Origin of the sequence: Ottowia thiooxydans, from assembly GCF_040548795.1 — a bacterium.
In the GTDB taxonomy this organism is placed as follows: Bacteria; Pseudomonadota; Gammaproteobacteria; order Burkholderiales; family Burkholderiaceae_C; genus Ottowia; species Ottowia thiooxydans_A.
This window is the reverse complement of record NZ_JBEPSH010000008.1, coordinates 14,275-39,089: the sequence shown is the minus strand read 5'-3', so window position 1 is coordinate 39,089 and position 24,815 is coordinate 14,275. Positions and strand designations below refer to the sequence as shown.

The window sequence follows — 24,815 nt, the reverse complement described above, 5'->3', positions numbered from 1 at the left end:
GGCTTTTTCCATTGGTCTCTAAGCTTGGTTCCCTGGTGATGATCAGCGACTGGTTCCTGCACGAGTCTTCTGTGCGGTATTTTTCAAGACATCGTGGAATTCATCTGCTGCGGGTGACAACTCGCGGTTTCGATGTCTGATACAGGTGACAGTCCGTGCAATGGTCAGTGCTGGGTCGTCAATCCATGTCAAATGCGGCGAGGCCAAACGACTCTGCAGCACAGAGAGGGGTTGCATTGTCAGATAGTGGCCTGTGCACATCAGCTCTAGTAAAGCTGCAAAAGAAACGGTTTCCACTCGGGGTACGGGCGCGCGGGCATCCAGACGAGCGAACAGTTCGACCACCCGAGGTCGAAGTATTCCTTGATCCGGTGGAAGCACCCACGGGTAGTCCTGTAATGCATCCCCATTCCCGTCCAAGACGAATTGGGAAAGTGGATGACTCTTCGCCATTGCTATGACAAAAGGGTCTTCAAACAGTGGCTCGGATACAAGAACCGTGGGCAATTCCAGGCTGGTGGCCGTTGTCACAGCCATGTCCAGGGATCCACTGATGACACCACCAACGAGATCCTCGTAAAGCCCTTCAAGCAGGGATATGCGAATGCCTGGCCGGATAGCCGCTAGAGCCAGAATCGATTCTGGAATCAGGCTGGTGGTGGCTCCGAGGTTGGCTCCAATCTGCACGCTGCCGAGCTGTGCATTCAAGAGGGCATGTACATCTCTTTCAAGAGATTGGTATTGCTTGGAGATAGCGAGGCTATGCGCTCGAAATGCCTGCCCAAATTTGGTAGGTTCCAACCCCCATGAGCGGCGAATAAAAAGCGGCGCCCCTACTTCCTGCTCCAGTGCTTTGAGGCTTTTGCTTAGAGCCGGTTGAGAGATACCCAGATCGACACTCGCCTTGTTGAGGCTGCGGTGCAAGTAAATCTTCTCAAAATAATCCAGTGTCTTTGGGATCACTTGGTAATAACTAGAAGTTATTGGATTGTGAATTTTAGCGGCCTACCGGACTGTTTAGAAGCTCGATAGACTAATTCCAATATCGAATCCTATGAAACATGGCCACCTTGATTTCACCTCAGCACGCCACTCTCAAGACCACCGATGGCGAGATGCGCATCGCCTATGAAGAGCGAGGCAGCGGCACGCCTATTGTTTTTTTACATGGTATCGGCGGCAACCGAAGCAACTGGGCAGCTCAGATGGATGGATCACTTTCGGGGTTCAGGACGGTGGCCCTGGATCTCCGCGGCTACGGCGCTAGTTCTTTGCCGAAGGGCGCGCTGGCGCTCACCGATTTCGTGGAGGACGTGGTGTCCGTCATGGACCATTTGCACATTCGTTCTGCTCACCTGGTGGGCCTGTCGATGGGAGGCCTGGTGGTGCAGGCGCTGTATGCCGCTTACCCCGAGCGAGTTACAAGCCTGACGCTGGTTGCGTGCCGAGGAGGGCATTCACCCGTGGCGAACGGCGAGGGTTTTGCGAAAGACCGTTTGGGGCCTTTGGAAGGTCAGAACAGCACCGCGGAATTGGCCAGAACTCTATTGCCCAAGTTGGTCGGGCCGGATGTGAGTTCCGAGACCTTCGACATGTTGCAGAAAAGCCTCTTGGACCTTCATCTTGGTAGCTACAGGAAAACCGTGGCTATGAGGGTTGCACTGACCGCATTCCTCGACCTGGGCCTTGTTTCCGCCCCAGCCTTGGTGATGGCTGGAACACATGACACCCTTGCGCCTATTGCGCAGATGACCGAAATCGCGCAGCTGATTCCAGACGCCACGCTGAAAGTAATGGAGCGGTGCGGGCATTTCATCAATATTGAAAAACCCGCGGACTTCAACCATGCGCTGCGAAGTTTTCTTACCGCCCATCCTGGCTAACTGTTTTGTGGATGTTTCTCGTTAAAGGACTTTGAAATGAAGACGATGAAAACGGCAATCATTCTCTCTCTTGCACTTGCAAGCAGTCTGCCAATCGCTCGCGCGGCGGAGGACCGTGCTTTTCCCGTGGCTCCGGTAAAGATGGTGGTGCCGTATCCGCCGGGCGGGACTGTGGATATTGTTGCCAGGTTGTTGGCGCAGGCCATGGCTGGAAGGTTGGGGCAGCCTGTCACGGTCGATAACAAGGCGGGTGCAGGTACCTTGATTGGGGCCGACTTTGTTGCTAAATCCAAACCGGATGGGTACACCTTGCTGGTTGCACCTAACACCACCCTGACCGTCGCACCGAATATCTATAAGAAGATTCCGTTCCGGATGGAGCAGTTGGACCCTATCGGCTTTATAGCAAGTAACCAGTTCGTCATCACGGTGAACGCAAAGTCTCCCTACGCTAGCCTGCAAGACCTGCTGGATGCGTCGCGCAAGGATCCTGAGCGGATTTCGTATGGCTCTTTCGGCACAGGGACGATCACTCATCTGGCCGGTGAACTGATGAACCAGACGGCCGCGGTTCACATGCTGCATGTTCCTTACAAGGGGGCTGCTCCTGCATTGACCGACCTTTTGGGGAACAACATTTCGATGATGTTTGACGCCGTGCCCGCCGCAGCCATACAAGTCAAAAGTGGCTCCATAAGAGCGCTGGCAGTGACAGGAAAAGAGCGTAGTGCTCTTCTCCCCAATGTCCTTACTGTTGCTGAAGCCGGTTTGCCTAATTACAGGGTGGACGGTTGGATTGCGTTGGTTGCGCCAACCGGGACGCCAAAGCATGTTCGGGAAACACTTAGCAAGACGCTAGACGCGGTTTCGGTAGACCCCGTGTTTCAGAGGCAGTTGCGCGATAGCGGACTTGATCCTGCGGTGGATAGAAAAGTGAACGTCAATGCCTTTATTGCCGAAGAGTCCCAGCGATTTCACCGCGTGGCCGAGAGGGCCAAATTAAGCTTGGATTAAGAGTTCACTTAACTTGCCTCAGTGGCCTGCGTTGATACGGGATGACTGAGGCACCCGTGCTTGTATCTCTTGTCAGGGCAAACGCGAAGCCAACACCGTCAAGGGATGGCGCAGACCAATCATGTGGTCCATGTGCGAGCGAAGGATCCATCTGTGGCAGCACAGCGAAACATCACAGCAAAGCTCCCAGAAATCAACTTCTATTGAAAGCAAATCTGGGAGTTTCGGCCAGCCGTGATCACGCCGAAGCCCAGTGCTCAGAATGCTCGTAAGGGCAGCGGCAAAAAGGCAAAGCAGAAGTAGTCGCGCCGATCCTTGGCTAGACAAAATTCTGTGAGATGGCACAGAGGCGAACAGACCTTTGGACGTTGGCATGCCTATCTCCTCAGAACATGGCCCACGGTATCCGAAGCGAGCGGTGTGGATCCGTCAGAATCCTGTCCATGCAAGCATTGTTGAACGCTATAGAGACCATCACACCGGGTGGCGACGCCCGCCGGATTTTTCACGGACGCGGGGGCCGCTACCCGGGTTGTGAACACTGGGTGCTGGATGCTTTTCCTCCCGTTTGGGTTTTGACCAGTTTTCGGAACGTCGAAGAGAGCGAGCTCACCACCATTGGCGAAGCGCTGGCGGCTCACTGGCAGCGCGTCGCTTCGCCAACAGAACCATTGAACTGGGTTTTTCAGTGTCGCGCGACTGGCGCCATTGAGACTCGCCTGATGAGTGGCACGATTCCGCAGCCTCACGAGGTCACCGAATCAGGCCTGCGCTATCTGGTGCACTTGCTCAAGGGCCAGAACCATGGCTTGTTTCTTGACATGGCCGAGGGCCGGCGTTGGGTGCATGAACACGTTGAGCTTGTGAGATCCACTCAGGGCTTCAGGCCTAAGGTGCTCAACCTGTTCTCATACACCTGCGCCTTCTCATTGGTCGCGCTGGATGCGGGAGCAGAGCAGGTGGTGAACATGGACATGAGCAAAGGTGCTCTGGAAGTTGGTCGCCAGAACCACAAGCTCAACGGTCTTTCGTCAGGGGCACTTTTCTTCGCTCATGACATTTTTAACTCATGGGGGAAGTTGACTCGCGGTGGTCCATATGACCTCGTGATTGTTGATCCACCCAGCTATCAAAAAGGTAGCTTCATTGCCACCAAGGACTACGCACGCCTGATGCGCCGCCTGCCCACATTGGTGGCACCGGGCGGGCACGTGCTGTTGTGCCTGAACGCTCCTGAATTGGGACTTGAGTTTCTTCTGGAAGGCATGCGTGAGCATGCCCCTGAACTCACCTATGTGTCACGGGTTGCCAACCCGCCCGTGTTCAGCGATACGGATGAAGATAGATCCCTGAAAGTTCTGGTGTTTCGCCAGAACTGAATCGCCCGCCACAGAATATTCACTCTGCCGTCATACTGTAATAATCGATCGATAGCATCGCCGTTCCTGTTACTACTCAAGAGGAAGCCGGCCCGATGCCTGTACGTTCCGCATTTTTTCCTGCGTTGTTGTTGCTGGCGATGACCGGCTGCGGCGGTGGCTCCGACACCCCGGCTGTGGAAGTTCCTGCGCCCCGCGTCGTGGGTTGCGCCACTGACAGCGAAGTTGGCACAACGCCGACTTCTGGCATCAAGCTGAGTTTCCTCGGCCGTTATGCATCGGGTACTTTTCTTGAGTCTGCTGCAGAGATTCCGGCCTTCGACGCTGCAAGCAAGCGCGGCTTCATCGTCAATGCGAAAGCAGGCGAATTGGATGTACTGGATTTAGCCAACCCTGCGGCCCCCACCAAGCTCGGAGCGATCAATGCCTCTGCTGCGGCGACGGCAGCTGGCGCAGGCGCCAGTCCTGCAGTCTCGGTCAACAGCGTGGCAGCGCAATGTGGCGTGATTGCCCTGGCTATTGAGTCATCCCCCAAAACCAACCATGGCTTCGTCAGTCTCTACGATGCCAAAACGCTCGAACTGCTCGGGTCGGCGCAAGTAGGGGCATTGCCCGACATGGTCACTTTCACTCCAGATGGCAAAACCTTGTTGGTGGCGAACGAGGGTGAACCTAACGCAGATTACAGCATTGATCCGGAAGGCTCGGTGAGCGTGGTAGATCTCACCAAGCTGGTTAACGGCAAGACGCAAGCCGACAAGCAGGCCGCCGTGCGTACGGCAGATTTCAAGGCTTTCAACGGCCAGGAAGATGGTCTGCGAGCACAGGGCGTCCGTATTTTTGGACCCAAGGACAACTCCGCCGCTTACGGTGCGCGGAATCTCGCCAGCGCTGCCCAGGATTTTGAGCCTGAATACATTGCAGTTTCTGGCGACGGCACCAAGGCCTGGGTGACACTGCAAGAAAACAATGCCTTCGCAGAAGTGGACGTGGCTAACGCGCGCATCACTGCCATCCGGCCGCTCGGGTTCAAAGACTATGGTGTGGTGGGCAACGAGATAGATGCGAGCGACGAGCCTGCCGAACTTCTCATCAAGACACATCCTGGAGTTAAAGGGGTGTACATGCCAGACGCAGTGGCTTCCTACACTGTCGGGGGCAAAACATTCCTGGTGACGGCCAACGAGGGTGACGCACGCGCCTGGGGTGAAGATAACCCGGCCTACTGGGGTACTTCTGCCGTAGATACCAAGCGAAGCCAAGGTTTCGTTGAGGAATTCCGAGTCAAGCACCTGGTTCACAACGACGGGTTCGAGAGGCGAGGGGGCGAGGATATGCCGGCGCAGCTGCGCGACCTGGCTGCCGGGGCTATGCTCGACCCCGCTGTGTTTGGGACCAATGGTGCCAACTGCATGCATGCCGATCAGCGGCGCTCGGGCAGCTGCCGCGACGACGACAAGCTGGGCCGCTTGAATGTCACGTGGACCCTCGGCTATCACCAAAAGGCTGATGGATCTCCTCGGCTCTACAACTTCGACACCGGACTGGAAGATGCGAGCCTGACGGCGGCCGACCCCAAGAGCCGGTTGATGTACCACACACTGTATTCCTACGGTGCCCGCTCTTTCGCAGTCTGGGATGACACGGGTTCCTTGATGTGGGATTCCGGCAGCTTGTTCGAAAAATTCATTGCGGAGAACGCGGGTTGCAAACTAGGTTCGGCACGCCTTGTTCCTTGTGCGCCGCATTTCAATACCGGCCACGACGAATACAAGTTCGATAGCCGTAGCGATGCGAAGGGTCCCGAGCCAGAGGGTGTCACCATTGGCCGTATTGGAAACCGCTACTTCGCCTTCATCGGTTTGGAGCGTATGAGTGGTGTGATGGTCTATGACGTCACAGATCCCAAAGCCCCTGTGTTTCAGGATTACCTGAATACCCGCGAAAACTGGGGTGACCAACCTGCAGATGCCGCGAGCGCAGCAGGTGGTTGGGCCGCCAATGGCGCAAAGTTTGGTGACCTCGGCCCTGAAGGCTTGGCATTTGTGCCTGCACACAAGTCGCCTAATGGCAAGGCGCTGCTGATTGTCGGGCACGAGGTGAGCGGCACGACCACGATCTACCAAGTGCAGTAACAACTGCTGAGGTGGTGTAGCTGGCGGGCCTGGCTTAGGCACCGCGCAAGGCAACGCGCAGATGAGAGCATTGAAAAGGCGTTCGCTTCCCTCCGGCGATCGCCTTTTTTCTGGGGGAGGCGAGTGTGGCTAAACTGTCTTCACTTCGACGGTGCCACCAGCGATTCTCCGGTAGCGTAAAACTGGCCGCCCGCTACATAGTGGAGGCTGCGCCACGCGGGATCGGCAGTTTCAAACTTCCAGTGTCCGTTCTCGAAGGCTCGGGTGTCCGCCCAAGCACCTACGATTTCGCCGATAAACAGGTCATAGATCTGCTGGTTGTGCTTCTCGGGAATGAGTTTGCAGGCTAGCCAAGCAGAACACCCCGAAACAAAGGGCAAATCGTGACCGTCGATGCCGAATAGCTTCACGCCACAGTTTGCGAGCTTATCCGCGTCGTCGTGTAGGCTCCTATGGCCGACGTCGAAGGTAAGTTGCATTTGAGCAGCAGTAGGGACCTGTATGGCAAAGATTCCACTGCCTTCAACCAAGGGCCGCGTCCTGGTCATCTTGTCCAGCACCACGGTAAGCTTGGGTGGCGTGTAGTCCAGCGCGCAGGCCCAGGCTGCGGCCATGACGTTGTCCTCACCGGCATGCCGTGCAGAGACCAGGACAGTCGGGCCGTGATTAAGCAGACGGGTGGCTTTTTCCAGCGGCACAGGCGCTACATTTGAAGTCATGATGGAATTCGAAGCTTTGTCAGGTTAGGCAGTGAAAAAGTAGGCGTTGTCCTACATGAAAAACGGTCCCAGCGTACACCCACTATTGTGAAACGCGTGAAGAATAGATGCTCAGAAAATTCATAACGCTTTCACAGTTCCCTCGTCTTGGGGTTAACGAGCCGCAAAGTATGATTTCCTATCTCTACGTCGAAGACGACGAAGATATCCGAGAGGTGGTGGCATCCTTCATGGAGGCCGAACACCGAAAGATTGTGTCAGTGCCTCACGCCGAGGCCGCGCTGGCTGCCGCTGATGATCAAGAGTTTGATGTATTGATAACCGACATCAGTTTGCCCGGAATGTCAGGGACCGATTTGGCCAGGCATTGGTTGCAGCCGAATAAAGACCGGTTCATACTTTTGCTGTCCGGTTATGAAATGAACAGTGGTCTGGAATCGATAGGACCTAATGTGACGGCTTTGCTCAAAAGCAGTGAACCCGAAGAGCTTGAAAAAAAGCTTCTGGGACTTGAGCGTGCGATGCTTCAGAGCTCTCCCTGAATCCACTCTGCGCAGGGCAAACTACGGTGAACGGAAGCTTGACCTCACGCTGAACCTGATGGCGAGCCACTAGCCATCAACGACTTGATAGCGACGAGCAGTTTCTGCGGTTGAAGTGGCTTGGCTGAGTGAAGATCAAACCCCGCAGCGATGGCAGCTTGTTTGTCCGCCTCGCGCCCAAAGGCAGTCAAAGCGATGGCAGGTATGCGGGAGTACGGGCTTGAAGAGGCTCGTACATGGCGGATGAGTTCATAGCCGTCTTTACCCGGCAGGCCTATGTCGCTGATGAGAAGGTCTGCTCCGGTCCTCTCAAGCGAGGCCACTGCAGCCTCATAATCTCCTGAAATGCTGACAGTAGCGCCGCGTTCCTGAAGAATCAAGCCGAGCAGATCGGCTGCTTCCTGATCGTCTTCTACGACCAAAATACGAATGCCGTTGAGCTCTTCCGTTCCATCATTGAGCTCGCTCCACTTCGAATCCTGATCTGGAGCTTCTCCAACGGGCGAAAGGCTTTCGGGCAAGGTCACTTTCACCGTGGTGCCTAGCCCAATGCCGGGACTGGACACGGTGACATCGCCAGAGTGCAATTCAGCCAAGTGCTTAACAATCGAAAGCCCAAGCCCTAAGCCTCCTGTGGACTTGCTCCCAGGGGTCGCGACTTGGGTGAATTTTTCGAAGATGTGATTGAGAAAGCTCGCCTCAATGCCTCTTCCGTGATCTCGCACTGTGAGGATCAGATCGTTCTCGTGCGTGCTCAGACTCACCTCGATGCGTTCGCCTTCGTTAGAAAACTTGATGGCGTTGTTCAGAATATTCCAGAATATTTGCTGAAACCTCGCGGGATCCAAAAGTGCATTTCTGCTGCCAGTCTGCATTTGCAGATCAAGCGTCAAGTGCTTGGCGTCCATGGCGGGCTTCATGGAGTCCAGGGACGAAGAGATAAGCGAGTCGGGTTCAACCCATTCGCGCTCCAGCGTCAGCTTGCCTGAGCTGATCCTCGACACGTCCAGAATGTCACTGATGATGCGCGCTTGAGTATTGGCATTGCGTTTGATCGCGTCGATGCTCTTTGCCAGCTCTGGAGGCGGCGACTTCCGAATGAGGTGGTGCACATTCATAATGATGGCGGCCAGCGGGTTGCGAAGCTCGTGGGAAAGCACGGCAACGAAATCGTCTTTTGAACGGCTGTAGCGTTCAGCAGTGGCGCGCGCGGCCTGCTCTCGTTCCAGCAAGAGCTTGCGCTCTTGTTCCAGCTGAATGCGATCTGAAACGTTCGCGACAGCCGCCACACGCAATTCGCCCCGAGCGCCCGGAGCCATACTCCATTCGAGGTGAAGCAACTCACCGCTCGCGTCAAACAACACGACATCTTCCCGCCACAGGGACTGGGTGTTTTGCGCCGCCATGATGTGCTGAATATGCTCCTCATGGCCTGGTGCGGCGAATTCCGCCACAGGCCGACCGAGCACGTCTTCAGCGGTGCGTCCCATCATCTCAAGCAAGGCGGGATTCGCGTCAGTGAATCGGCCGTCATCATTGATCAAGGCGATGCCACTCTGCGCCTGTTCGTAGATTGATCGAAACTTCGCTTCACTTTGGTGGACTTTCTTCTCGGCCAGCCGTGCACGTACCAGGGCTTGCACGGTTGCCACCAACATCGCAGGCTCCGCGGGGTGCGTGAGGTATGCATCCGCCCCAGCTTCCAAGCCCGCTACCTTGTCTGCATCCTTGACGAAGGCCGCGGAAAGGTGCAACACAGGCAGAGCCCGTGTGATCTCATTCGCACGGATTTCGCGGCAAACGTCGAAGCCCCCCATATCGGGTAAATGCACATCAAGCACGACGGCGGACACATCTCCCACCGAGAGCTCCAAAGCCCGTCTTCCTGTTCCCGCCTCAATCGTTTGAAAGCCAGCGGCCCGCAGCGAACGAGAGGTTGCATAGCAGGTCACAGGGTTGTCATCGACCACCAAAACGGTGTGCTTGGACCGATCGATGCTGACATTGAGCCTGGCAGAAATGGTAGACATGTCTTCAGGAGTGTTTGAGTTCGCTCGCGGTGGAGTCGGTTTGGACATCCATCTGAATCGGTATGGTCACAAAAAACGTGGAGCCCTTATGGGATTCGCTTTCAATTGAGACGGTCCCGCCCAGCAGCTCTGCCAGCTTCTTGCTGAGGGACAGCCCAAGGCCGGTCCCTCGGAGGCGCTTCTGAATGGGTGAGTCGATCTGGGAATAATCTTGAAAAATGGCGTCGTGAAATTCAGGCGCTATACCGATTCCGGTATCAGACACTGCAAATTGCACTCGGTCTCCGGGAACTCGGATGGCACTGACGCGGACCTCCCCTTGGAGGGTGAACTTCAACGCATTGCTGATGAAGTTCCTCAAGATCTGAGCCAGTTTACGGTCGTCAGTGAACATCTTGGGAACACTCTCTGGTTCCTCAAAAAGCAAGGTCACATCGGGGTTGATGATTACAGACTTGAACATGCCACGCAGTGCAGCGAACACGTCGACCATCTCAAACCATGCCGGCGAGACTTCAATACGTCCCGCTTCAACCTTCGCAAGGTCCAGCAGGTCGTTGACCATTTCTGCAAACTCGGCCGAGGTGGTTTGAATGAACTGGACCTGTCTTTCCTGTTCTTCAGTCAGTGGACCATCGACTTTGTCCTGTAGGATTCGCGCTATGCTTTGAATAGCACCAATGGGCGTTCTGAACTCGTGGCTCATATAGGCGAGAAAGCGGCTTTTGAGTTCCGTGGCTTGCCTTAGATGGTCAGCTTGCGAATCCAGCTCAGCATAAAGCGCGACGACGCCGCGATTGGTCTCCTCCAGCTCGGACCGCAAAGACTCAACCTCTGCTTGCGCTTCAGCCAAGCGGCGCTCCATGTCCTTGTTCTGGCTGTCTGAAACGCAATCGCCTTGATTGACCTGATTGCCTCGACTGCCACCACCACCTGCTGTCAAATCGTTCATATCCATCTCTCAGTCGTTTCGGCGCACAACCATGACCGTGACATCGTCTCGCCCTCGAACGTAATCTCGGACCAGGATGGCTGCGGCTAACGCCGGATCCTTCCCAAGCAGAGATGTGATCGCCTCTGGTGGCCACCGAGACTGAAGGCCGTCGCTGTGGCACACCACCAAGGCATGAGCAGGCCACTGCATGGCGGTTTTTTCGACGCGGCGTATCTGGAGGCCCACAGTGCCATTTTGAGGAAGTACGGCGCGATTGAAAACCCCATTGGCCACACGGATCATGACATTACCCGCACCGACGGCAGTCAAATTATTGGAATCCGCATCCAATTGAGCCTGGGTCACGGCGGCGCCGCGCGTCATTCTCAGAACGACGTGAGACTCTTCCAAAGAATCCTGCAATTCGGCAAAGGGGTCCTTCTCGAACACCCCGACAGCTGCTTGAGAGGCTTCTGCCGCAAGCTCGCCATGACCGAGTCCATCGGCTACCAACATGGCGGCCTGTTGACCCTTGAATGCGAGCGCCCAGCTATCGCCGCATACGCGTTCTCCAGGGGCGGGAAATGCCACTACACCCCAAGTGAATGCTCGTTGTTTGTGGGGGGCTGCGCGAAAGCGCGTCAAAACCACCGTTCCCTTGCCAGCCTCGGAATGAATGTCGAAATCCGTAGAAAGCCGTTGCACTGCTCCGAGGCCAGTACCTGGGGAGCTGGCAGTCGAGTACCCATCGCTCATTGCCAGAGTGAGGTCGCCGATTCCTGGCCCTTCATCCACCGACAGAATTTCGATTTCGGGAACGTTTCCCTTGCGACAAGCAATCCAAAGCTGCCCACGGACCGCGTGTTTGCAGAGATTGTTTCCAAGCTCGTTCACAACGATGGCTGCCTGTCCAGAAAGGACTTCGTCGAAGGCGAGTTCGCTGCACAGGCTGGCCACGTGCCGACGAGCTTCGCCCACACGGCTGGCATCTTCCATGGGAAACGAAACGTGGCTGGAGCCGCCTATTATTTCCAACGGGTCACGCTGACGCAGGTGCCTACACCTACGGCCGATTCGAGTTCAAACTCATGGACCAGGCGCTTGCTGCCGGAAAGGCCCAGACCCATGCCCTTGCCTGATGTCCAGCCATCCTTGAGTGCAAGACTGAGGTCGGGTATGCCAGGGCCAGAATCTCTGAACTTCAGTCGAAGCCCACGTTTGATTCCGTCGCTCAGCAGTTCCCATTCCATGTCGCCCCCGCCGCCGTACACGAGGGTGTTTCGCGACAATTCGCTGGCGGCCGTGATCATCTTGGTTTGATCGACCAGTGAAAATTTGAGTTCGCCAGTGAGCCTTCTCACTGTCTGACGACACAACACAATATCCGCTTCACTGCGGAGTGGCTCAGAGCCGTGAGTGTCAAGTGACAAAAGAATCTCCTTGAGCAGCAGCCTCTAGAAGGGCCATGCCTTTGCTCACATTGAGCGCGGTTTTGACACCATCCAGGGAAAGGCCCAGCTCCACCAACGTGATGGCCACGGCAGGTTGCATGCCGACTACGACGGTGGTTGCGTCAAGAATCTTCCCAATGCTCGAGATGCCGGCCAACATTCTTCCCACGAATGAGTCAACAATCTCTAATGCAGAGATATCAATCAGTACACCTCTGGCCCCCGTTTTGACAATCTGCTCCGCAAGGTCGTTCTGCAGCGCCATGGCGGTCTGGTCTTCCATATCAATCTGAATGGTGACCAGCAGCGTTCGTCCCATGCGCAGTATCGGAATACGGTACATCTCTCAACCTCACTTGATCTTGGTGAAGGTGTAGCCGATGCGTTTCAGCGCCAGATCAAGAGCGTCAGCCAGGGTGGCTTTTGAGGCCACTGACTGAAGATCAATTCCCAAATGAACAATGGTCTGAGCGATCTGCGGACGAATGCCGCTGATGATGCAGTCAGCGCCCATCAACCGAATCGCAGTGACCGTTTTAAGCAAATGTTGCGCAACCAGGGTGTCAACGGTGGGGACCCCGGTGATGTCAATGATGGCTATCGATGCCTCGGTTTCCACGATGCGTTGCAACAGCGTTTCCATGATGACCTGGGTTCTGCTGGAATCCAGCGTTCCAATCATCGGAACAGCCAAGATGCCATCCCATAGCTTGATGACTGGCGTGGACAGCTCCAGCAATTCTTCCTGTTGCCGAGCGATCAGTTGATCTCGGCTCCGTTGATACGAGTCGGCAGTCCATTGGGCCATGACGTCAATGAGCTTGGAAGACTCCGTGATGGCTTCCAACAAGGCTTGACTGTCTGAAGAAAGCGACTTTTGCAGCGCTGCGAAAACAGGTTGCTTTAAAGCAAGCACCAAGGCACTTGTGCTTCCCGCCGTAGTACCTTGCGCGGCACGCGAAGCAGACAGGGCTTCCAGGGCAGCATTGAGCGGTTTCCATGCACCAGAGCCAGAGGTGAGGGGCTCATTCGATTGAACTGCAGCGCGCAGCTTGTCAAGAATAGGGGCTACCTCAGCGCGCACTTTGGGAGAAGCAGAGCCTCCGGCGCTGAGAATCCATTGATCCAGTACTTGAGATTCTTCGTTCTCCAGCAGACTGGCCAAAATGCTATAGCTCTTTTCCACGGCAACCCCTTATGCATGACTTATTTAGTTCGCCGGGAATTATGGGGCAGGTCTATCGGAGGAAATGGCACTTTTGCCGCTGGAGGCCCAGGACGGCATGATTTCCTACAAGAACTCATAGGGATGATCTACGTGGGGTACCCAGGCTACGGGTTGCCTTCGGTTGTCGACGGACGATCTGAACTCCTTAGCGGCCCTTAGCCATCCTTAGCCGCCGTGTGGAGGGACCCGAAAGTTCTCAGTGACCTTTTTCTCAGCTTTGGCCAGCAGACGCTGCACGCAACCCCACCAACGGGCAAGGCGCCCAGGCTGGGTGACGCGGGCGCTTTCGTTAATGAGGCCACTGGCTGCATATCGGGTGATTAGTCGCTCAGCGTTCACGGGCTGCAAGTCGTCATGGGAGTCTGTGTTTGCCATGACTGAATGCTCGTTGGTGCTCTATATTCTGTAAAGTTGACTTATATGACCAATTAATTCAGAAATTCTGATGCGTAACTTGAATCTGGACCAGCTGCAGACCCTTGTCGCCATCGCGGATCTAGGTACTTTTGCCGCAGCCGCACAAGCGCTGCATCTGGCGCCTCCGACCATCAGCCTGCACATCAAGGAGCTTGAATCGCGCATGAACGCGGTACTGCTCGTACGCGGACGAAGACAGACAGAGTTGACGCCTGTAGGGGCGGTGCTGGTGCAAGAAGGTCGAAAATTGCTGGCCGCCAGTGATGACCTGATCGATCTGGTTCAACGCCGGGCCAGTGGGCGACAGGGGGTTGTGAGAGTGGGCGTTTCAGCCGGTGTAAGCACGCGGCTATTGCCCATGGCGCTTGAGGTACTGAGCAGGCAAAGTCCAGGCGTAGAAGTCAAGCTGGAAGCAGTGGGCTCGGCTGAGGCCATGCATCGATTGAAGACGGCCACTCTGGATATCGGCATCGTGGCAAGTCCCCAGCCGCCCATGGCGGAAGTTCACCTGACGCCATGGCGTAACGATCCCATGGTGGCACTCCTGCCCGCCTCATGGGAAGCTCCTGAGAAGGTCACTCCCGAGTGGCTGGCTGGACGGCGTTGGGCTTCTTTCGCGCCTGCCACGCAGATGCATGGCCTTGTTTCATCATGGTTCGGACAGGCTGGCTTCAATCCGCGGCCATTCCTCACGCTTAGTTATCCCGGGGCGCTCAAGAGTCTCGCCGCAGCAAGCCAAAGTGCAGTTCTTCTGCCGTTGGAGGAAGTACAAGACCAGATGAATTCGCCCGACGTGCATGTACGGCCGTTGCAGCCTCAACTTATGCGCCCCATGGCCGTGGCCCATAGGCGCTTGTCGACCCCTGACTTGGCAGTAACCGCTGTACTGAATGTATTGCTTGGGCTATCGAGCTAAGCAAGCGTTGCGTATGCACTCTGCGTTGTCGGAGCTTTGCGGTTTCCAGCCAAATTTGTCCGCTCACTGAGGCCTCGCTTCAACCTGGTTGCACCAACCCGCGCGCGGTTGGCTGCCCGTTTTGTCTCCATCGGATCCGACTCCTCCCTGCGGTCATGCGCGCGATGGTCGGAATTCAATTCGATTCCCTGGTGCCACGCGAGTTGCTTGGTCTCGCTGCCAAGGTCAACGCGAGGCCAACACCACGAGTGTTCGAAGCACACGGTTCAAGTGATCCGTATGTGAGCACGAGCTTAAGACTCCATCACCACTCAGGGCCATCCGTTATCACGGCAGGAATTCCTTGCAATCATTTCGATTGAATATTAAAGCGGTAGTTTTTAACCCGCCGCGATTAACGGTGAGTACTGTATTTTTAAGATTTATGGGGTTTGTTAATGAGAGTTGGGTATTTTTTCGTGCGGAAACAATATATGCAAAGAGACACGAATGCCAGCATGGTGGATAAATTCCCTGGGGTGGGTGGTTTTTGGGCTTTAAGAAATACTTCTTTTTATTGCTATTGAAGCAAATTTAAATGGAAATAAGTAATTTCCATTTAATAGCAATGTGTTGCGACAAGAGCGGAACGTTGAACTCTTGGGTGCTTATCCAAAAATTAAACTAAAAAACCAAAAAATATTTCACGCAAATCCATTCTAAATATATATGGGGTTGAAGAATTATTGAATATTGTTTTTATGATGCCCCTGCTGAAGCGTTAATGCGGAATGGTTGTTTGGTTATTGTTTTTTTTGAGAGCTTTCTTGTTATGGCTGATCAGGTCTGAGAGAAGTTCGGGTTCAGGGAGTTGAGTGTCTATCTATACACAAAGAAATAGAGGCACTGTCGTTGCAGGGTGTGAAATTGCACTTGCCAAGGCAGTGCCGAACCGTCTGATCAGTGCTGTGCGGAATTGTTTGCCGATTGTCTGCGTGCTCACCTTTGGTGCTGGCATCGCTTCGTTCTCCGGCGCCGGCGTTGCGTCAATGCCTTCTGGTTCTTCTGGCGAAGCGTTAGCCTATGATCCGCAGTCGCACGACGCTCTGATCGTGGCCCGCCGCGACGGCCGGATGACTGCAGTGCAAGCTCTACAACAGCTACGTCAATGGCTGGCTGTGCCACTGGACGCCACACAGCGCCGTCGCGTGGCCTCTGACGCTATCGTCATCGCCGTCGCGGATGGGCGGTTCGCCGATGCTGTGGAGCTAGGACGCCAGACGCCTGCCGCCGAGCTTGACGACTACGCACTGGAACCGCTGGCCATTGCTGCGCGAAGAATGGGCGATCTGGCACAACAGGGCGAAACCATCCAAGTCTGGCGGGTACGCCAGCCAGAGGCTCGCAATCCACGTATTCACGAAGCCTTCTGGCGACTGGCGGTAAAAGATACAACGGGCGCGCAGGCGATCTACCGTGCGCTGTCGGAGCCGACACCCACGGCGATCTCGGATCGTGTGGCGTTGCTGGACCTGCAAGCGGCGCTGGCGCGTGCGCTCGGAGAGCCCTACCAGGCGTTAGCAGCCTACAGAAACGTCATCAAACTGCAATCCGAGCGCCACGATGCGCAGCGCGAGGCCAGCTTTTTGCTGGCGGAGCAGGGCGGCGCATCGGCAGCTTTTGAGGATGCCAAGGACATTCAGCACGCTCATCCGGGGGCGTTCTCAGCGTTGGCATTGGCCACACTCGAACAGCAGGCCCTGGCCCAGCGTCTACGCTGGGCCGTGAAGGCTCGCGACCAACGGCTCGGCCCGGCACGCGTTGCTGAGATTGACCGGGTTCTGGTTGATCAGAGATCAGCTCAAGCGCGGCTCGACGCTGGAGCTGCGCAATCAACCCCTCAGGATGCTGACAACTGGCGCACGCTGCGCGTGCGGCTGCAGTCTGACCACATGCTGGCGTTGCTGGAGCGTGGCCGTCCTGCCGAGACCATTGCGCAGTATGAGACGCTGCTTGCTGCCGACACTGAACTACCGGCCTATGCGCTGGGCGTGGTGGCCCGTGCGATGGCACAAGTGCGCCGGTCGGCCGACGCCGTTCCACTTTTCGAGAAGGCCTTGGCTGATCTGCCGGTGTCAGACGATCTGTCTTTCGGCCTGGTCTATGCGTACCTGGATACTGGCCGCTTCGATGACGCTGAATCGCTGCTAAAGCGCATGGAAGATGACACCCCTGCCACTATGCGGCTCGCGCCAGAAGCCGGGCGTCCTAACGAACAATACTCGTCCGTTGCCGGCATGGACTCCCTTCTGCAGCTCTACGGTGACCGGCCGAAGATTGCACAACCGCGCTTTGTCACCTTGACCGGCGAGGCGCCACTCAATTCCGGCTTTGCATCCGGTGCCGCGCTCACTGAACGGTTGCGAGAGCATCCCGAGGCTGCCGTCGCACGCTTTGAGGCACTGGCAGCCAACCATCCTGACAACGTGAGCACCCGTATTGGTCATGTGGAGGCGCTGCTCAATGCCGGCGAATTCCGTGAGGCTCGACAGCGCGCCGAAGGGGTTCTCGCCGACGCACCCGATGCACACCAGGTCCGCGAGATGGAGATCAAGCGGCGCTCGCTGGTGGGCGCGCAACTTGAACTCAGCGCCGAAGGCTCGCGCGGCGGCACCGCGCTGGCGGGCCGCGAATGGCGCGCCGACAGCCGGCTCAGCACCGGCTTGATTGCCGACGCCTGGCGCGTCTTCTATGACCAGTCCCTGGGCCGCGGCGACACCTTGGAGGGCAGTGCCAGGTTGGCGCGCGGCGGCCTCGGTCTGAGCTGGCAACAAGGTCGCTGGCTGGCCGAGGGCGTGTTGCAGCATTCGAATGCTGGCCCCTATCGCAGCAGCGTGGCTGGCCGCATCGCTTACCGCGCCAGCGACGCCTGGCGGCTGTCGGCGAGCTATGACGGCGACAGTAAGGAATTGCCATGGAAGGCGCGGGTCGTCCCTCTTGGCGCGCAGTCCATCGGTGCGCGCGACTTCGGCGCCAGTGTGACCTACCTGCTCAATGAGTCGCGTCGCTTCGACCTGCAATGGCGCCGGCTCGACTTCAGTGACGGCAACCTGCGCGACAGCTTCGATTTTGGTTGGCGCGAGCGCTGGATCAGCACTCCGCGCTTTCAACTCGAAACCCGTCTGGGCGCGGACACCAGCCATACCCGGCTGCAGGACGTGCGCTACTTCAGTCCCTCGCGCGACGCCAGCGCGCAGATTGCCGTGCGCGGCCAGTGGCTCAGCTGGAAACGAGACGACCGCCAATTCATCCAGGCGGTCGAGCTCGCAGGTGGCAGCTATCACCAGGCCGACTTTGGTCGCGGCCCGCTTTGGAGTCTGCGTTACGAACACAACTGGGCTCTGGGTCAAAAGCTCACCTTGCGCTATGGCCTGAGCTTGGGCAGCCATCCATACGACGGCGTGAATGAACGACAGCACGGCGTGTTCCTGAATCTCTCGATGCCTTTGCAGTGAAAAGAACTTCCTTCTTCCTCTACCAATGGCTGCGTGCTGTGCTGTTCGGGTTGCTTCTGGCACCCCTATGGCCCGCCTCGGCGCAGCGACTGCCAGCAGCCGATCCCGTCAACGGGGCCGACTTTCGAGTAATCGCGTTCCACGACGTACGCTCCAACGTGCGCGCGAGCTTTGAGGCGGCGCCCGACGATACCGCCCTTGACGAGCGCACGCTCACCGAGGTGTTCGCGTGGCTGCAGTACAGCGGCTACCGGCCGGTCAGTCTGCAGCAGATCACGGAATCGCGCTCCGGCGGCAAGCCACTGCCACCGAAACCTGTCCTGCTCACGTTCGACGATGGCTACCGAAGCGCCTACACCAAGGTGTTTCCACTGCTTCAGCGCTTTGATTACCCGGCGGTGTTCGCCTTGGTGACGAGCTGGCTGGAAGTGCCCGAAGGCCAACTTGTGCCCTGGGGCGACAAGCCCGTTCCACGCGAGAATTTCCTGCTCTGGAGTGAGGCGGCCGAGATGGCACGCTCTCCACTGGTCGAATTCGCTACGCATACCCATGAGATGCATACCGGCATTCAGGGCAATCCGCAGGGCAACTTGATGCCGGCTGCGGTTACTCACCGCTACGATCCAGAGACTGGCCGCTACGAGAGCGACGCGGCCTATTTGCACCGCGTTGAGGCCGACTTGCGCCGCAGCCGTGCACTGATAGAAGCACGCACTGGCGCCAAAGTGCGTGCCACCGTTTGGCCCTATGGAGCCTATAACGCGCCTGTGATAGATGCCTCAGTGCGCGCGGGCATGCCGATCACCTTGACGCTCGATGCCGGCCCCAACACGCTGGGAGTGCCTTTGACGCGCATCCGCCGCGGCTTGGCTACCTATGATGCCTCGGCCCCCGATTACGTGCACATGCTGCGTAGCCCGGCTGGTGGCGAGGTACGGCCAATCAACCGTGTCATGCACGTCGATCTGGACTACGTCTACGACCCTGACCCAGCCAGGCAGGAGCAAAATCTCTCTGCGCTGATCGAGCGAGTGGCCGCCGTGCGCCCACGCTCGGTTTTCCTGCAGGCCTACGCCGACCCCGATGGGGATGGCGTGGCCAGCGAGCTGTACTTTCCCAACCGCTACTTGCCGATGCGCTCCGACCTGTTTGCGCGCGCGGCCTGGCAGCTGCGCACCCGCGCCCGCGTCAAGGTCTACGCTTGGATGCCGGTCACAGCCTTTCGTCTGCCGGCTTCCAACCCGCTCGCGACGCGCACCGTCCGCTCTGTGAACGGTCAAGCACCCGCCGACCGCTACCACCGCCTATCACCTTTCGACCCTGAGGTACGCGGGTTGGTCGGTGACATTTACGAAGACCTTGGCCGCCACGCCGACTTTGCCGGCCTGCTGTTTCATGACGACGCCATGCTCTCTGATGACGAGGATGCGAGCTCTGCTGCGCTCGAAGCGTATCGCAGCTGGGGTATGCCGGCCGACGTGACCACGCTGCGCGCCGACCCCATGCTGATGCAGCGCTGGAGCACTGCAAAGACCCGCCACCTGATCGACTTCACGAAAGAGTTGGCAGCCCGCGTGCGCGTTTGGCGCCCAGGCCTGGAGACCGCCCGCAACCTCTACGCGCGGCCGGTGCTTGAACCCGCCGCTGAGCAATGGTTCGCACAGAACTATGAAGCTTCGCTTGCAGCTTATGACTACGTGGGCCTGATGGCGATGCCGCGCATGGAGCAGGAGGCCCGGACTGCAGCTGAAAGCGACGCCTGGCTAAGCCGCCTCGCCCGACGTGCGGCGGACACGCCCCGGGGTCTGGACGGCACCGTGTTCGAACTACAGGCGCGCGATTGGCGAACCGGCGAGCCAGTATCCGACGAAGAGCTGACCCGACAGTGGACTCTGTTGCAGCGCGCTGGCGTGCGTCATCTGGGCTATTACCCAGACGATTTTCTGAACAATCAACCCTCACTGGACACAGTGCGACGCGCAATCTCCGTGCGTTCTTTATTGCCGCGCACCTTGCCACGCAGCGCCCGTGCTTCAACCGCACCGCTGGCTACGGGAGCACCCCAATGAACGGGCTAGCCCTCTTGCTGGATTCGATCCCGCCGGTGCTGTTTGGCTTTGTTTTCTACTACCCTTTCTTTATGGCGTGGGTATGGATGGCGGGCGGTGTCTCGCATGCATGGTCATTCGAGCGCAAGCGAGACGTAGAAGTGGACCCGCTCTTGCAACTGCCCTCGCTGCCGCTGGTGACTGTGGTGGTGCCTTGCTTCAACGAGGAGCCGCATCTGCGAGAGGTGATCGAGCAGCTCATGCGCACGCGTTACCCGAACTACGAGGTGATCGCCGTTAACGATGGCAGCACCGACGGGACGGGTCGGCTTCTCGACGCCATGACACTGGAGTTCGAGCGGCTGCGCGTGATTCACAATGCCAGCAATCAGGGAAAGGCAGTGGGTCTGAACACCGCCTGTCAACTCGCGCTCGGTGAGTACATTCTGGGCATCGACGGCGACGCGCTGGTCGACCCAAACGCCATTGCCTGGCTGCTCAAGCGCATGCTGTCCTCGGAAACCATCGGAGCAGTCACAGGTAATCCGCGTATCCGCACGCGCACCACCGTGCTGGGGCGCATGCAGGTAGGTGAGTTCTCTTCAATCATTGGGCTCATCAAGCGCTCGCAGCAACTGATCGGCACTTTGTTCACGGTGTCGGGGGTACTGGCCATGTTCCGTCGCCGTGCAGTGATTGACGTGGGTTTTTGGAGCACGGATGTGCTCACCGAAGACATTGACATGAGCTGGAAGCTCCAGCTGGCTGGCTGGCGGCTGCGCTTCGAACCTCGCGCACTTTGCTGGATTCTCATGCCTGAGACGCTAAGGGGTTTGTGGAAGCAGAGGCTTCGCTGGGCCGAAGGCGGCATTCAGACCATGCTGCGCGTCACGCTTCGCATTCTGAGGCTGCGCAGTTGGCGCCTGTGGCTTATCTATGCCGAGTACATGACGAGTGTGGTGTGGGCCTACGCGATGGTGTTGGTACTTGCAATCAGCTTCATCCGTCCCTTCCTGCCTCAGGAGTCGAGCTGGCATTCGGCGCTGCTGCCGCAATGGCAGGGGACGCTGCTGGCCATGACCTGCATCCTGCAGATATTGGTGAGCCTGTGGATCGACCGTCGCTACGACCGCGACCTGCTGCGCTATTTCGCCGGAACGATCTGGTATCCGATCGCATTCTGGACTATCACGATGGCCACCACGGTCGTCGCCCTTCCCAAGGCCCTGATACGCCGTCGCGGAAAACGCGCGGTATGGACGAGCCCAGACCGAGGAGTTTCTGATGTACCACGACAATGATTCCATTACAGCAACGCGCGAGCGTTCATCGCCGCCACCGACACGCCAACGCTCCTGGGGCCAGCCCAACGTTGATGAGCCCATCATCGATGCGGCGCGCATTCCTCTGAGTGCCTTCGGCACAGGGCGTTCGCCGCAGCGTGCTCTCGTGATGTTCTTGTGGTTGCGCCTGCTGCGCCCCGCGGTCACGCTCGCGATCTGGTTCTGCGCGATCTGGTATGCCTGGCCCTACGTTTTGGGAGCTCGATCCCAACCTGAGGTATGGCATCTGTTGGGGCTCTATGCCATCGTGATCGGCGTAATCCTTCTTTCCATGCTTGTGATGGGACCTTTGCGCCGCATGCAGGACCAACGCGAGGCGCCGTCGAAATATGAGCATTCATCCTTGTTCGCACTGGCTTCCTACATTGCCGTACCTCCTGCATTGCTTTCCACATGGCAACGCACCCGGCAACTGCTGGTGCACCACGATCGCGATGGTCAACTGCGCGATGCGACAGAAACCTCACCGGCCCCGCTCCAGGACGAAGGAGCAGTTTTGAGCCGTAAAGTCTATTCACGTCGCTGAGATAAAACGCCATTCGATGGCTAGCCAGAGGCTCTGAGTTTGCAATGGGGTGGGCGAAGCGATAGCAGGGAATTCAGAGGTAGTATGAGATGCGGCTGGACGCCCGACCTGAATCGCGTATGGATGCGAGGCGGGTGGTCAGAGGCCGTTGCGCGCCCAAAGTATCACTCGGATGGCGTTCATGACGATCGTTTCATGTCTTGGAATTGACCCAATGCTCGGTGTTTCACGGTTAGTGCGGGCCTGGCTTCGCACCTTGATGCTGACGCTTGCGGCTGTAACCGCATCAACCTCTTTGGCGCAAAAGAGCCCAGTTGGTTCAGAGCCTTCGAAACCCGAATGGCAGCAGCCGTCGCGAGCGAGGGCCGCAAAGGCCTCGCAGTTGTTTGGGGATCTGACAACGCGAATCGAAAGCCACTACACGGACATACGCAGTGTAGTGGTCGTTCAGAATGGTCAGCTCATGTTTGAGTATTACCGGAAGGGCGTCACCGCCGATACGCTTCAGGATACGCAGTCCATCACGAAGAGCGTGCTCGCGTTGCTGGTGGGGCAGGCGCTGAAGTCCGGCCAGATCAAGCGCGTCGATCAATTGGTGGCAGAACTGGTGCCCGATCTGGCACGTGGTCACCCGGATCCGCGTGCACGTCAATTGCGCATTTCACACCTGTTGACCATGACTGCCGGTTGGCCAGGGGCGCAGTTCAGCCAGCGTGACCTGGATGACAACGTGGCGTGGATCACGCGCCGGCCATTTGTGGCCTCTCCAGGCAAGCAATTCAACTATGACAATGGCGCCGCCAACCTGCTGGCGATTGCGCTTTCTCGTGCAGCCGGTAAGCCCGTATCAGAGCTTGCGCGCGAACAGCTTTTTGCGCCGCTCGGCATCAAGCGATTTTCCTGGGCCAAAGGTGCCAACGGCTTCGATTTCGGTGCCCTGGGCCTGCGTCTTAGTACCCGCGACATGGCTCGGTTGGGGGAGCTTGCATTGAGGGAGGGGTCGTGGGGAGCGAATGCACTGGTGCCCCTGGATTTCATGCGCACAGCCACCTCAGGCAGGAATTCTGGCGGCCCTCCATTGAGCACACCATATGGTTATCTCTGGTGGGTGGCCAACAGTGCTCCAGATCGCGGTGTGACACGCAAACCGTTCATGGCCAGCGGCCATGGCGGTCAGTGGATATGGGTGTACCCGCACCTGAACCTGGTGGTTGCGGCCACCTCAAGCACTTCCCCGCAGAGCATGGCGCGTGGGCAGGCCATTACCCTCATCCGAACCCAGATCCTTCAAGCGGCCCGCGGCTTGGCAAAGTGACCCTGCAGGAATTTTTTCAACCTGATGTCAGCGAGGCGGCTTGTGGTTCGGAGGAGCCTTGAGGTCAGTATGTGCTGGCTTTCCGAGCGTCTTGAGACTTCGACTACAACTGAGATTTGATCGGTAATACGAAGCGCTCGATCAATTTGTCCTTCAAGGGGCGCGCTGCCCATGTCTCGAAAGTGTAGAGATGGGTGTGCTTGAGATCTTCCTCGAACATCCGCGTCATTTTTTCTGCAAAGGCAGCGTCGTAGATGTTAAGGCTGGCTTCGTCGTTCAGGCGGAACGACCTCACGTCGAAATTGGTGGAACCTACCGAGACCATCTCCTTGTCCACTATCAGCACCTTGTTGTGCATCATGGTGGGCTCGTATTCGTATATTTTGATCCCTGCTTGCAACATGGGCCCCCATGACGCTTTGGACGCAAACCGAACGGTCTCGGAATCTATATGTTCGCCGGGCACCAGAATCCGGATTTTCACGCCGCGGCTGCGTGCTTCCGTTAGCGCTTTGATGATGAGTTCGTCCGGCACAAAATAGGATGCCTGGAGATCAATACTTTCAGCTGCCGCTGCAATGGCCAGCAGATACATCAGGTGCATGCTCTCGCTGCCACTGGCAGGGGAGCTGATAAACAGGTGGGCGTCTACGTCCCCGGCTGGCGAAAGGCGAGGGAAAAACTCTTCGTCGTTAAGGACTTCGCCAGTAGCCTTGATCCAGTTGTCGTTGAACGCCGCTTGAAATTGCGCTGCTGCCGGCCCGTCTAGCCGGAAGTGGACATCGCGCCAGTGGTCGGGGTCCTGGGCTTGTCCCTCCCACTGATCGGCAATGCCAACACCACCGGTAAACGCGACTCGGCCATCCACTACCAGCAGCTTGCGATGTGTCCGATTGTTCATGCGGCCGAGGTTGTACCACTTAAGAGGCCGGTACCGGTGCACTATGACGCCAGCTTCCTGCATGCCCTCAATAAGCTCATTCTCCATTTTCAAGCTGCCCACCCAGTCCAGCAGTACCCTGACTTTGACGCCTGCGCGCGCCTTCTCGGAAAGCGCTTCTGTCATCTTCTTTCCGATGTCACCGGACCAGTAGATGTAGGTTTCGAAGGTGATGGTCTGCGTCGCGTCGTGTATGGCTTCCAGCATGGCGGGGAAGATTTCCTCACCATTTTGAAAGTCTTGCACGCGATTGCCAGGAAGAATGGCAGGGCCGAGCATGACACTCAGTTCCCTTCTGAACTGGGGGTCGCTGACTACATAGCGGTGTTCGATCTTGCGCTCGAGCTTCTTTTCTGGCGTGGCGAAGTTCATCGCCAATACGACGGCAAGCAGGGTGATGAGCGCAGTAATGACGACGGGCTTTATCATTCTTCTTCTTTTTGTTCGCGGTTATCTCCGAAATGGAGCCTGTGGCAGTCTAGGCTCAGGCAGGGGAAAATT

Annotated in this window: 21 protein-coding genes; 11 read left to right on the top strand and 10 right to left on the bottom strand. The window is 57.3% G+C overall.

The annotated features are described in order from the left end of the window. Window positions 1-42 precede the first annotated feature (42 nt). On the bottom strand, window positions 43-963 hold the full coding sequence (locus ABIE13_RS19440) for a LysR family transcriptional regulator (RefSeq protein ID WP_354446506.1): 921 nt from the start codon (window positions 961-963) through the stop codon (window positions 43-45). A gap of 98 nt (window positions 964-1,061) precedes the next feature. On the opposite strand from ABIE13_RS19440, the gene ABIE13_RS19435 reads away from it, so the two are divergent. From ABIE13_RS19435 to ABIE13_RS19420, 4 genes are all read left to right on the top strand, one after another. Further along, on the top strand, window positions 1,062-1,883 hold the full coding sequence (locus ABIE13_RS19435; protein ID WP_354446504.1) for an alpha/beta fold hydrolase: 822 nt from the start codon (window positions 1,062-1,064) through the stop codon (window positions 1,881-1,883). A gap of 36 nt (window positions 1,884-1,919) precedes the next feature. Continuing rightward, the gene (locus ABIE13_RS19430) at window positions 1,920-2,897 is read left to right on the top strand and encodes a Bug family tripartite tricarboxylate transporter substrate binding protein (protein WP_354446502.1); all 978 of its coding nucleotides are present in this window, start codon (window positions 1,920-1,922) and stop codon (window positions 2,895-2,897) included. Between the two features lie 443 nt (window positions 2,898-3,340). Beyond that, window positions 3,341-4,276 carry a class I SAM-dependent methyltransferase gene (locus ABIE13_RS19425; RefSeq protein ID WP_354446500.1) on the top strand — a complete coding sequence of 312 codons (936 nt, stop codon included), beginning with the start codon at window positions 3,341-3,343 and terminating at the stop codon, window positions 4,274-4,276. A gap of 95 nt (window positions 4,277-4,371) precedes the next feature. Further along, complete coding sequence (locus tag ABIE13_RS19420) at window positions 4,372-6,411, top strand: choice-of-anchor I family protein (protein ID WP_354446498.1); 2,040 nt, start codon at window positions 4,372-4,374, stop codon at window positions 6,409-6,411. A 140-nt stretch (window positions 6,412-6,551) separates the two neighbouring features. Here ABIE13_RS19420 and ABIE13_RS19415 read toward each other — a convergent pair whose 3' ends face one another. Then, on the bottom strand, window positions 6,552-7,130 hold the full coding sequence (locus ABIE13_RS19415; protein WP_354446496.1) for a flavin reductase family protein: 579 nt from the start codon (window positions 7,128-7,130) through the stop codon (window positions 6,552-6,554). A gap of 107 nt (window positions 7,131-7,237) precedes the next feature. On the opposite strand from ABIE13_RS19415, the gene ABIE13_RS19410 reads away from it, so the two are divergent. Beyond that, on the top strand, window positions 7,238-7,672 hold the full coding sequence (locus ABIE13_RS19410) for a response regulator (protein ID WP_354446494.1): 435 nt from the start codon (window positions 7,238-7,240) through the stop codon (window positions 7,670-7,672). A 44-nt stretch (window positions 7,673-7,716) separates the two neighbouring features. On the opposite strand, the gene ABIE13_RS19405 is transcribed toward ABIE13_RS19410, so the two are convergent. The 7 genes from ABIE13_RS19405 to ABIE13_RS19375 form a co-directional block, all read right to left on the bottom strand. Beyond that, window positions 7,717-9,702, bottom strand: coding sequence for a response regulator (locus ABIE13_RS19405; RefSeq protein ID WP_354446492.1), 1,986 nt, complete (start codon window positions 9,700-9,702; stop codon window positions 7,717-7,719). Window positions 9,703-9,706: 4 nt separating this feature from the next. Continuing rightward, window positions 9,707-10,567, bottom strand: coding sequence for a sensor histidine kinase (locus tag ABIE13_RS19400; protein ID WP_354447132.1), 861 nt, complete (start codon window positions 10,565-10,567; stop codon window positions 9,707-9,709). Window positions 10,568-10,663: 96 nt separating this feature from the next. Next, window positions 10,664-11,632: an ATP-binding SpoIIE family protein phosphatase gene (locus ABIE13_RS19395; protein ID WP_354446490.1), complete on the bottom strand. Its 969-nt coding sequence runs from the start codon at window positions 11,630-11,632 to the stop codon at window positions 10,664-10,666. Between the two features lie 29 nt (window positions 11,633-11,661). After that, the gene (locus tag ABIE13_RS19390; RefSeq protein WP_354446488.1) at window positions 11,662-12,066 is read right to left on the bottom strand and encodes an anti-sigma regulatory factor; all 405 of its coding nucleotides are present in this window, start codon (window positions 12,064-12,066) and stop codon (window positions 11,662-11,664) included. Continuing rightward, window positions 12,056-12,430, bottom strand: coding sequence for an STAS domain-containing protein (locus tag ABIE13_RS19385; RefSeq protein WP_354446486.1), 375 nt, complete (start codon window positions 12,428-12,430; stop codon window positions 12,056-12,058). The genes ABIE13_RS19390 and ABIE13_RS19385 overlap by 11 nt, the downstream gene beginning before the upstream one ends. A gap of 9 nt (window positions 12,431-12,439) precedes the next feature. Continuing rightward, window positions 12,440-13,273, bottom strand: a complete 834-nt coding sequence (locus tag ABIE13_RS19380) for an STAS domain-containing protein (protein WP_354446484.1) — start codon at window positions 13,271-13,273, stop codon at window positions 12,440-12,442. A gap of 207 nt (window positions 13,274-13,480) precedes the next feature. Continuing rightward, a complete protein-coding gene (locus tag ABIE13_RS19375; RefSeq protein WP_354446482.1) occupies window positions 13,481-13,690 on the bottom strand; it encodes a hypothetical protein in 210 nt (69 codons plus the stop codon). 70 nt (window positions 13,691-13,760) lie between these two features. Here ABIE13_RS19375 and ABIE13_RS19370 point away from each other — a divergent pair, with 70 nt between their 5' ends. The 6 genes from ABIE13_RS19370 (at window position 13,761) to ABIE13_RS19345 (ending at window position 23,374) form a co-directional block, all read left to right on the top strand. Continuing rightward, window positions 13,761-14,648, top strand: a complete 888-nt coding sequence (locus tag ABIE13_RS19370; RefSeq protein ID WP_354446480.1) for a LysR family transcriptional regulator — start codon at window positions 13,761-13,763, stop codon at window positions 14,646-14,648. 1,028 nt (window positions 14,649-15,676) lie between these two features. Continuing rightward, on the top strand, window positions 15,677-18,142 hold the full coding sequence (gene pgaA / locus ABIE13_RS19365) for a poly-beta-1,6 N-acetyl-D-glucosamine export porin PgaA (RefSeq protein WP_354446478.1): 2,466 nt from the start codon (window positions 15,677-15,679) through the stop codon (window positions 18,140-18,142). Further along, window positions 18,139-20,211 (top strand): poly-beta-1,6-N-acetyl-D-glucosamine N-deacetylase PgaB, encoded by a 2,073-nt coding sequence (pgaB, locus tag ABIE13_RS19360; protein ID WP_354446476.1) that lies wholly within the window; start codon window positions 18,139-18,141, stop codon window positions 20,209-20,211. The genes pgaA and pgaB overlap by 4 nt, the downstream gene beginning before the upstream one ends. Then, window positions 20,208-21,491 (top strand): poly-beta-1,6-N-acetyl-D-glucosamine synthase, encoded by a 1,284-nt coding sequence (gene pgaC, locus ABIE13_RS19355; RefSeq protein ID WP_354446474.1) that lies wholly within the window; start codon window positions 20,208-20,210, stop codon window positions 21,489-21,491. Before pgaB ends, pgaC begins: the two co-directional genes overlap by 4 nt. Next, window positions 21,475-22,059 carry a poly-beta-1,6-N-acetyl-D-glucosamine biosynthesis protein PgaD gene (gene pgaD / locus ABIE13_RS19350; protein WP_354446473.1) on the top strand — a complete coding sequence of 195 codons (585 nt, stop codon included), beginning with the start codon at window positions 21,475-21,477 and terminating at the stop codon, window positions 22,057-22,059. Before pgaC ends, pgaD begins: the two co-directional genes overlap by 17 nt. A 181-nt stretch (window positions 22,060-22,240) precedes the next feature. After that, entirely contained in the window at window positions 22,241-23,374 is a 1,134-nt protein-coding gene (locus tag ABIE13_RS19345; RefSeq protein ID WP_354446471.1) for a serine hydrolase domain-containing protein, read from the top strand. Between the two features lie 103 nt (window positions 23,375-23,477). Here the strand turns inward: ABIE13_RS19345 and cls are convergent, their stop codons facing one another. Next, window positions 23,478-24,743 carry a cardiolipin synthase gene (cls, locus tag ABIE13_RS19340; protein ID WP_354446469.1) on the bottom strand — a complete coding sequence of 422 codons (1,266 nt, stop codon included), beginning with the start codon at window positions 24,741-24,743 and terminating at the stop codon, window positions 23,478-23,480. Between the last annotated feature and the right edge of the window lie 72 nt (window positions 24,744-24,815).

Coding starts and splice junctions, on each gene's coding strand:
- pgaD (WP_354446473.1), top strand. CDS start 21,475: ATGTACCACGACAATGATTCCATTACAGCAACGCGCGAGCGTTCATCG.
- ABIE13_RS19435 (WP_354446504.1), top strand. CDS start 1,062: ATGGCCACCTTGATTTCACCTCAGCACGCCACTCTCAAGACCACCGAT.
- ABIE13_RS19400 (WP_354447132.1), bottom strand. CDS start 10,567: ATGGAGCGCCGCTTGGCTGAAGCGCAAGCAGAGGTTGAGTCTTTGCGG.
- ABIE13_RS19345 (WP_354446471.1), top strand. CDS start 22,241: ATGACGATCGTTTCATGTCTTGGAATTGACCCAATGCTCGGTGTTTCA.
- ABIE13_RS19420 (WP_354446498.1), top strand. CDS start 4,372: ATGCCTGTACGTTCCGCATTTTTTCCTGCGTTGTTGTTGCTGGCGATG.
- ABIE13_RS19370 (WP_354446480.1), top strand. CDS start 13,761: ATGCGTAACTTGAATCTGGACCAGCTGCAGACCCTTGTCGCCATCGCG.
- ABIE13_RS19385 (WP_354446486.1), bottom strand. CDS start 12,430: ATGTACCGTATTCCGATACTGCGCATGGGACGAACGCTGCTGGTCACC.
- ABIE13_RS19415 (WP_354446496.1), bottom strand. CDS start 7,130: ATGACTTCAAATGTAGCGCCTGTGCCGCTGGAAAAAGCCACCCGTCTG.
- ABIE13_RS19410 (WP_354446494.1), top strand. CDS start 7,238: ATGCTCAGAAAATTCATAACGCTTTCACAGTTCCCTCGTCTTGGGGTT.
- ABIE13_RS19395 (WP_354446490.1), bottom strand. CDS start 11,632: ATGGAAGATGCCAGCCGTGTGGGCGAAGCTCGTCGGCACGTGGCCAGC.
- ABIE13_RS19425 (WP_354446500.1), top strand. CDS start 3,341: ATGCAAGCATTGTTGAACGCTATAGAGACCATCACACCGGGTGGCGAC.
- pgaA (WP_354446478.1), top strand. CDS start 15,677: ATGCCTTCTGGTTCTTCTGGCGAAGCGTTAGCCTATGATCCGCAGTCG.
- ABIE13_RS19430 (WP_354446502.1), top strand. CDS start 1,920: ATGAAGACGATGAAAACGGCAATCATTCTCTCTCTTGCACTTGCAAGC.
- ABIE13_RS19375 (WP_354446482.1), bottom strand. CDS start 13,690: ATGGCAAACACAGACTCCCATGACGACTTGCAGCCCGTGAACGCTGAG.
- pgaC (WP_354446474.1), top strand. CDS start 20,208: ATGAACGGGCTAGCCCTCTTGCTGGATTCGATCCCGCCGGTGCTGTTT.
- cls (WP_354446469.1), bottom strand. CDS start 24,743: ATGATAAAGCCCGTCGTCATTACTGCGCTCATCACCCTGCTTGCCGTC.
- ABIE13_RS19405 (WP_354446492.1), bottom strand. CDS start 9,702: ATGTCTACCATTTCTGCCAGGCTCAATGTCAGCATCGATCGGTCCAAG.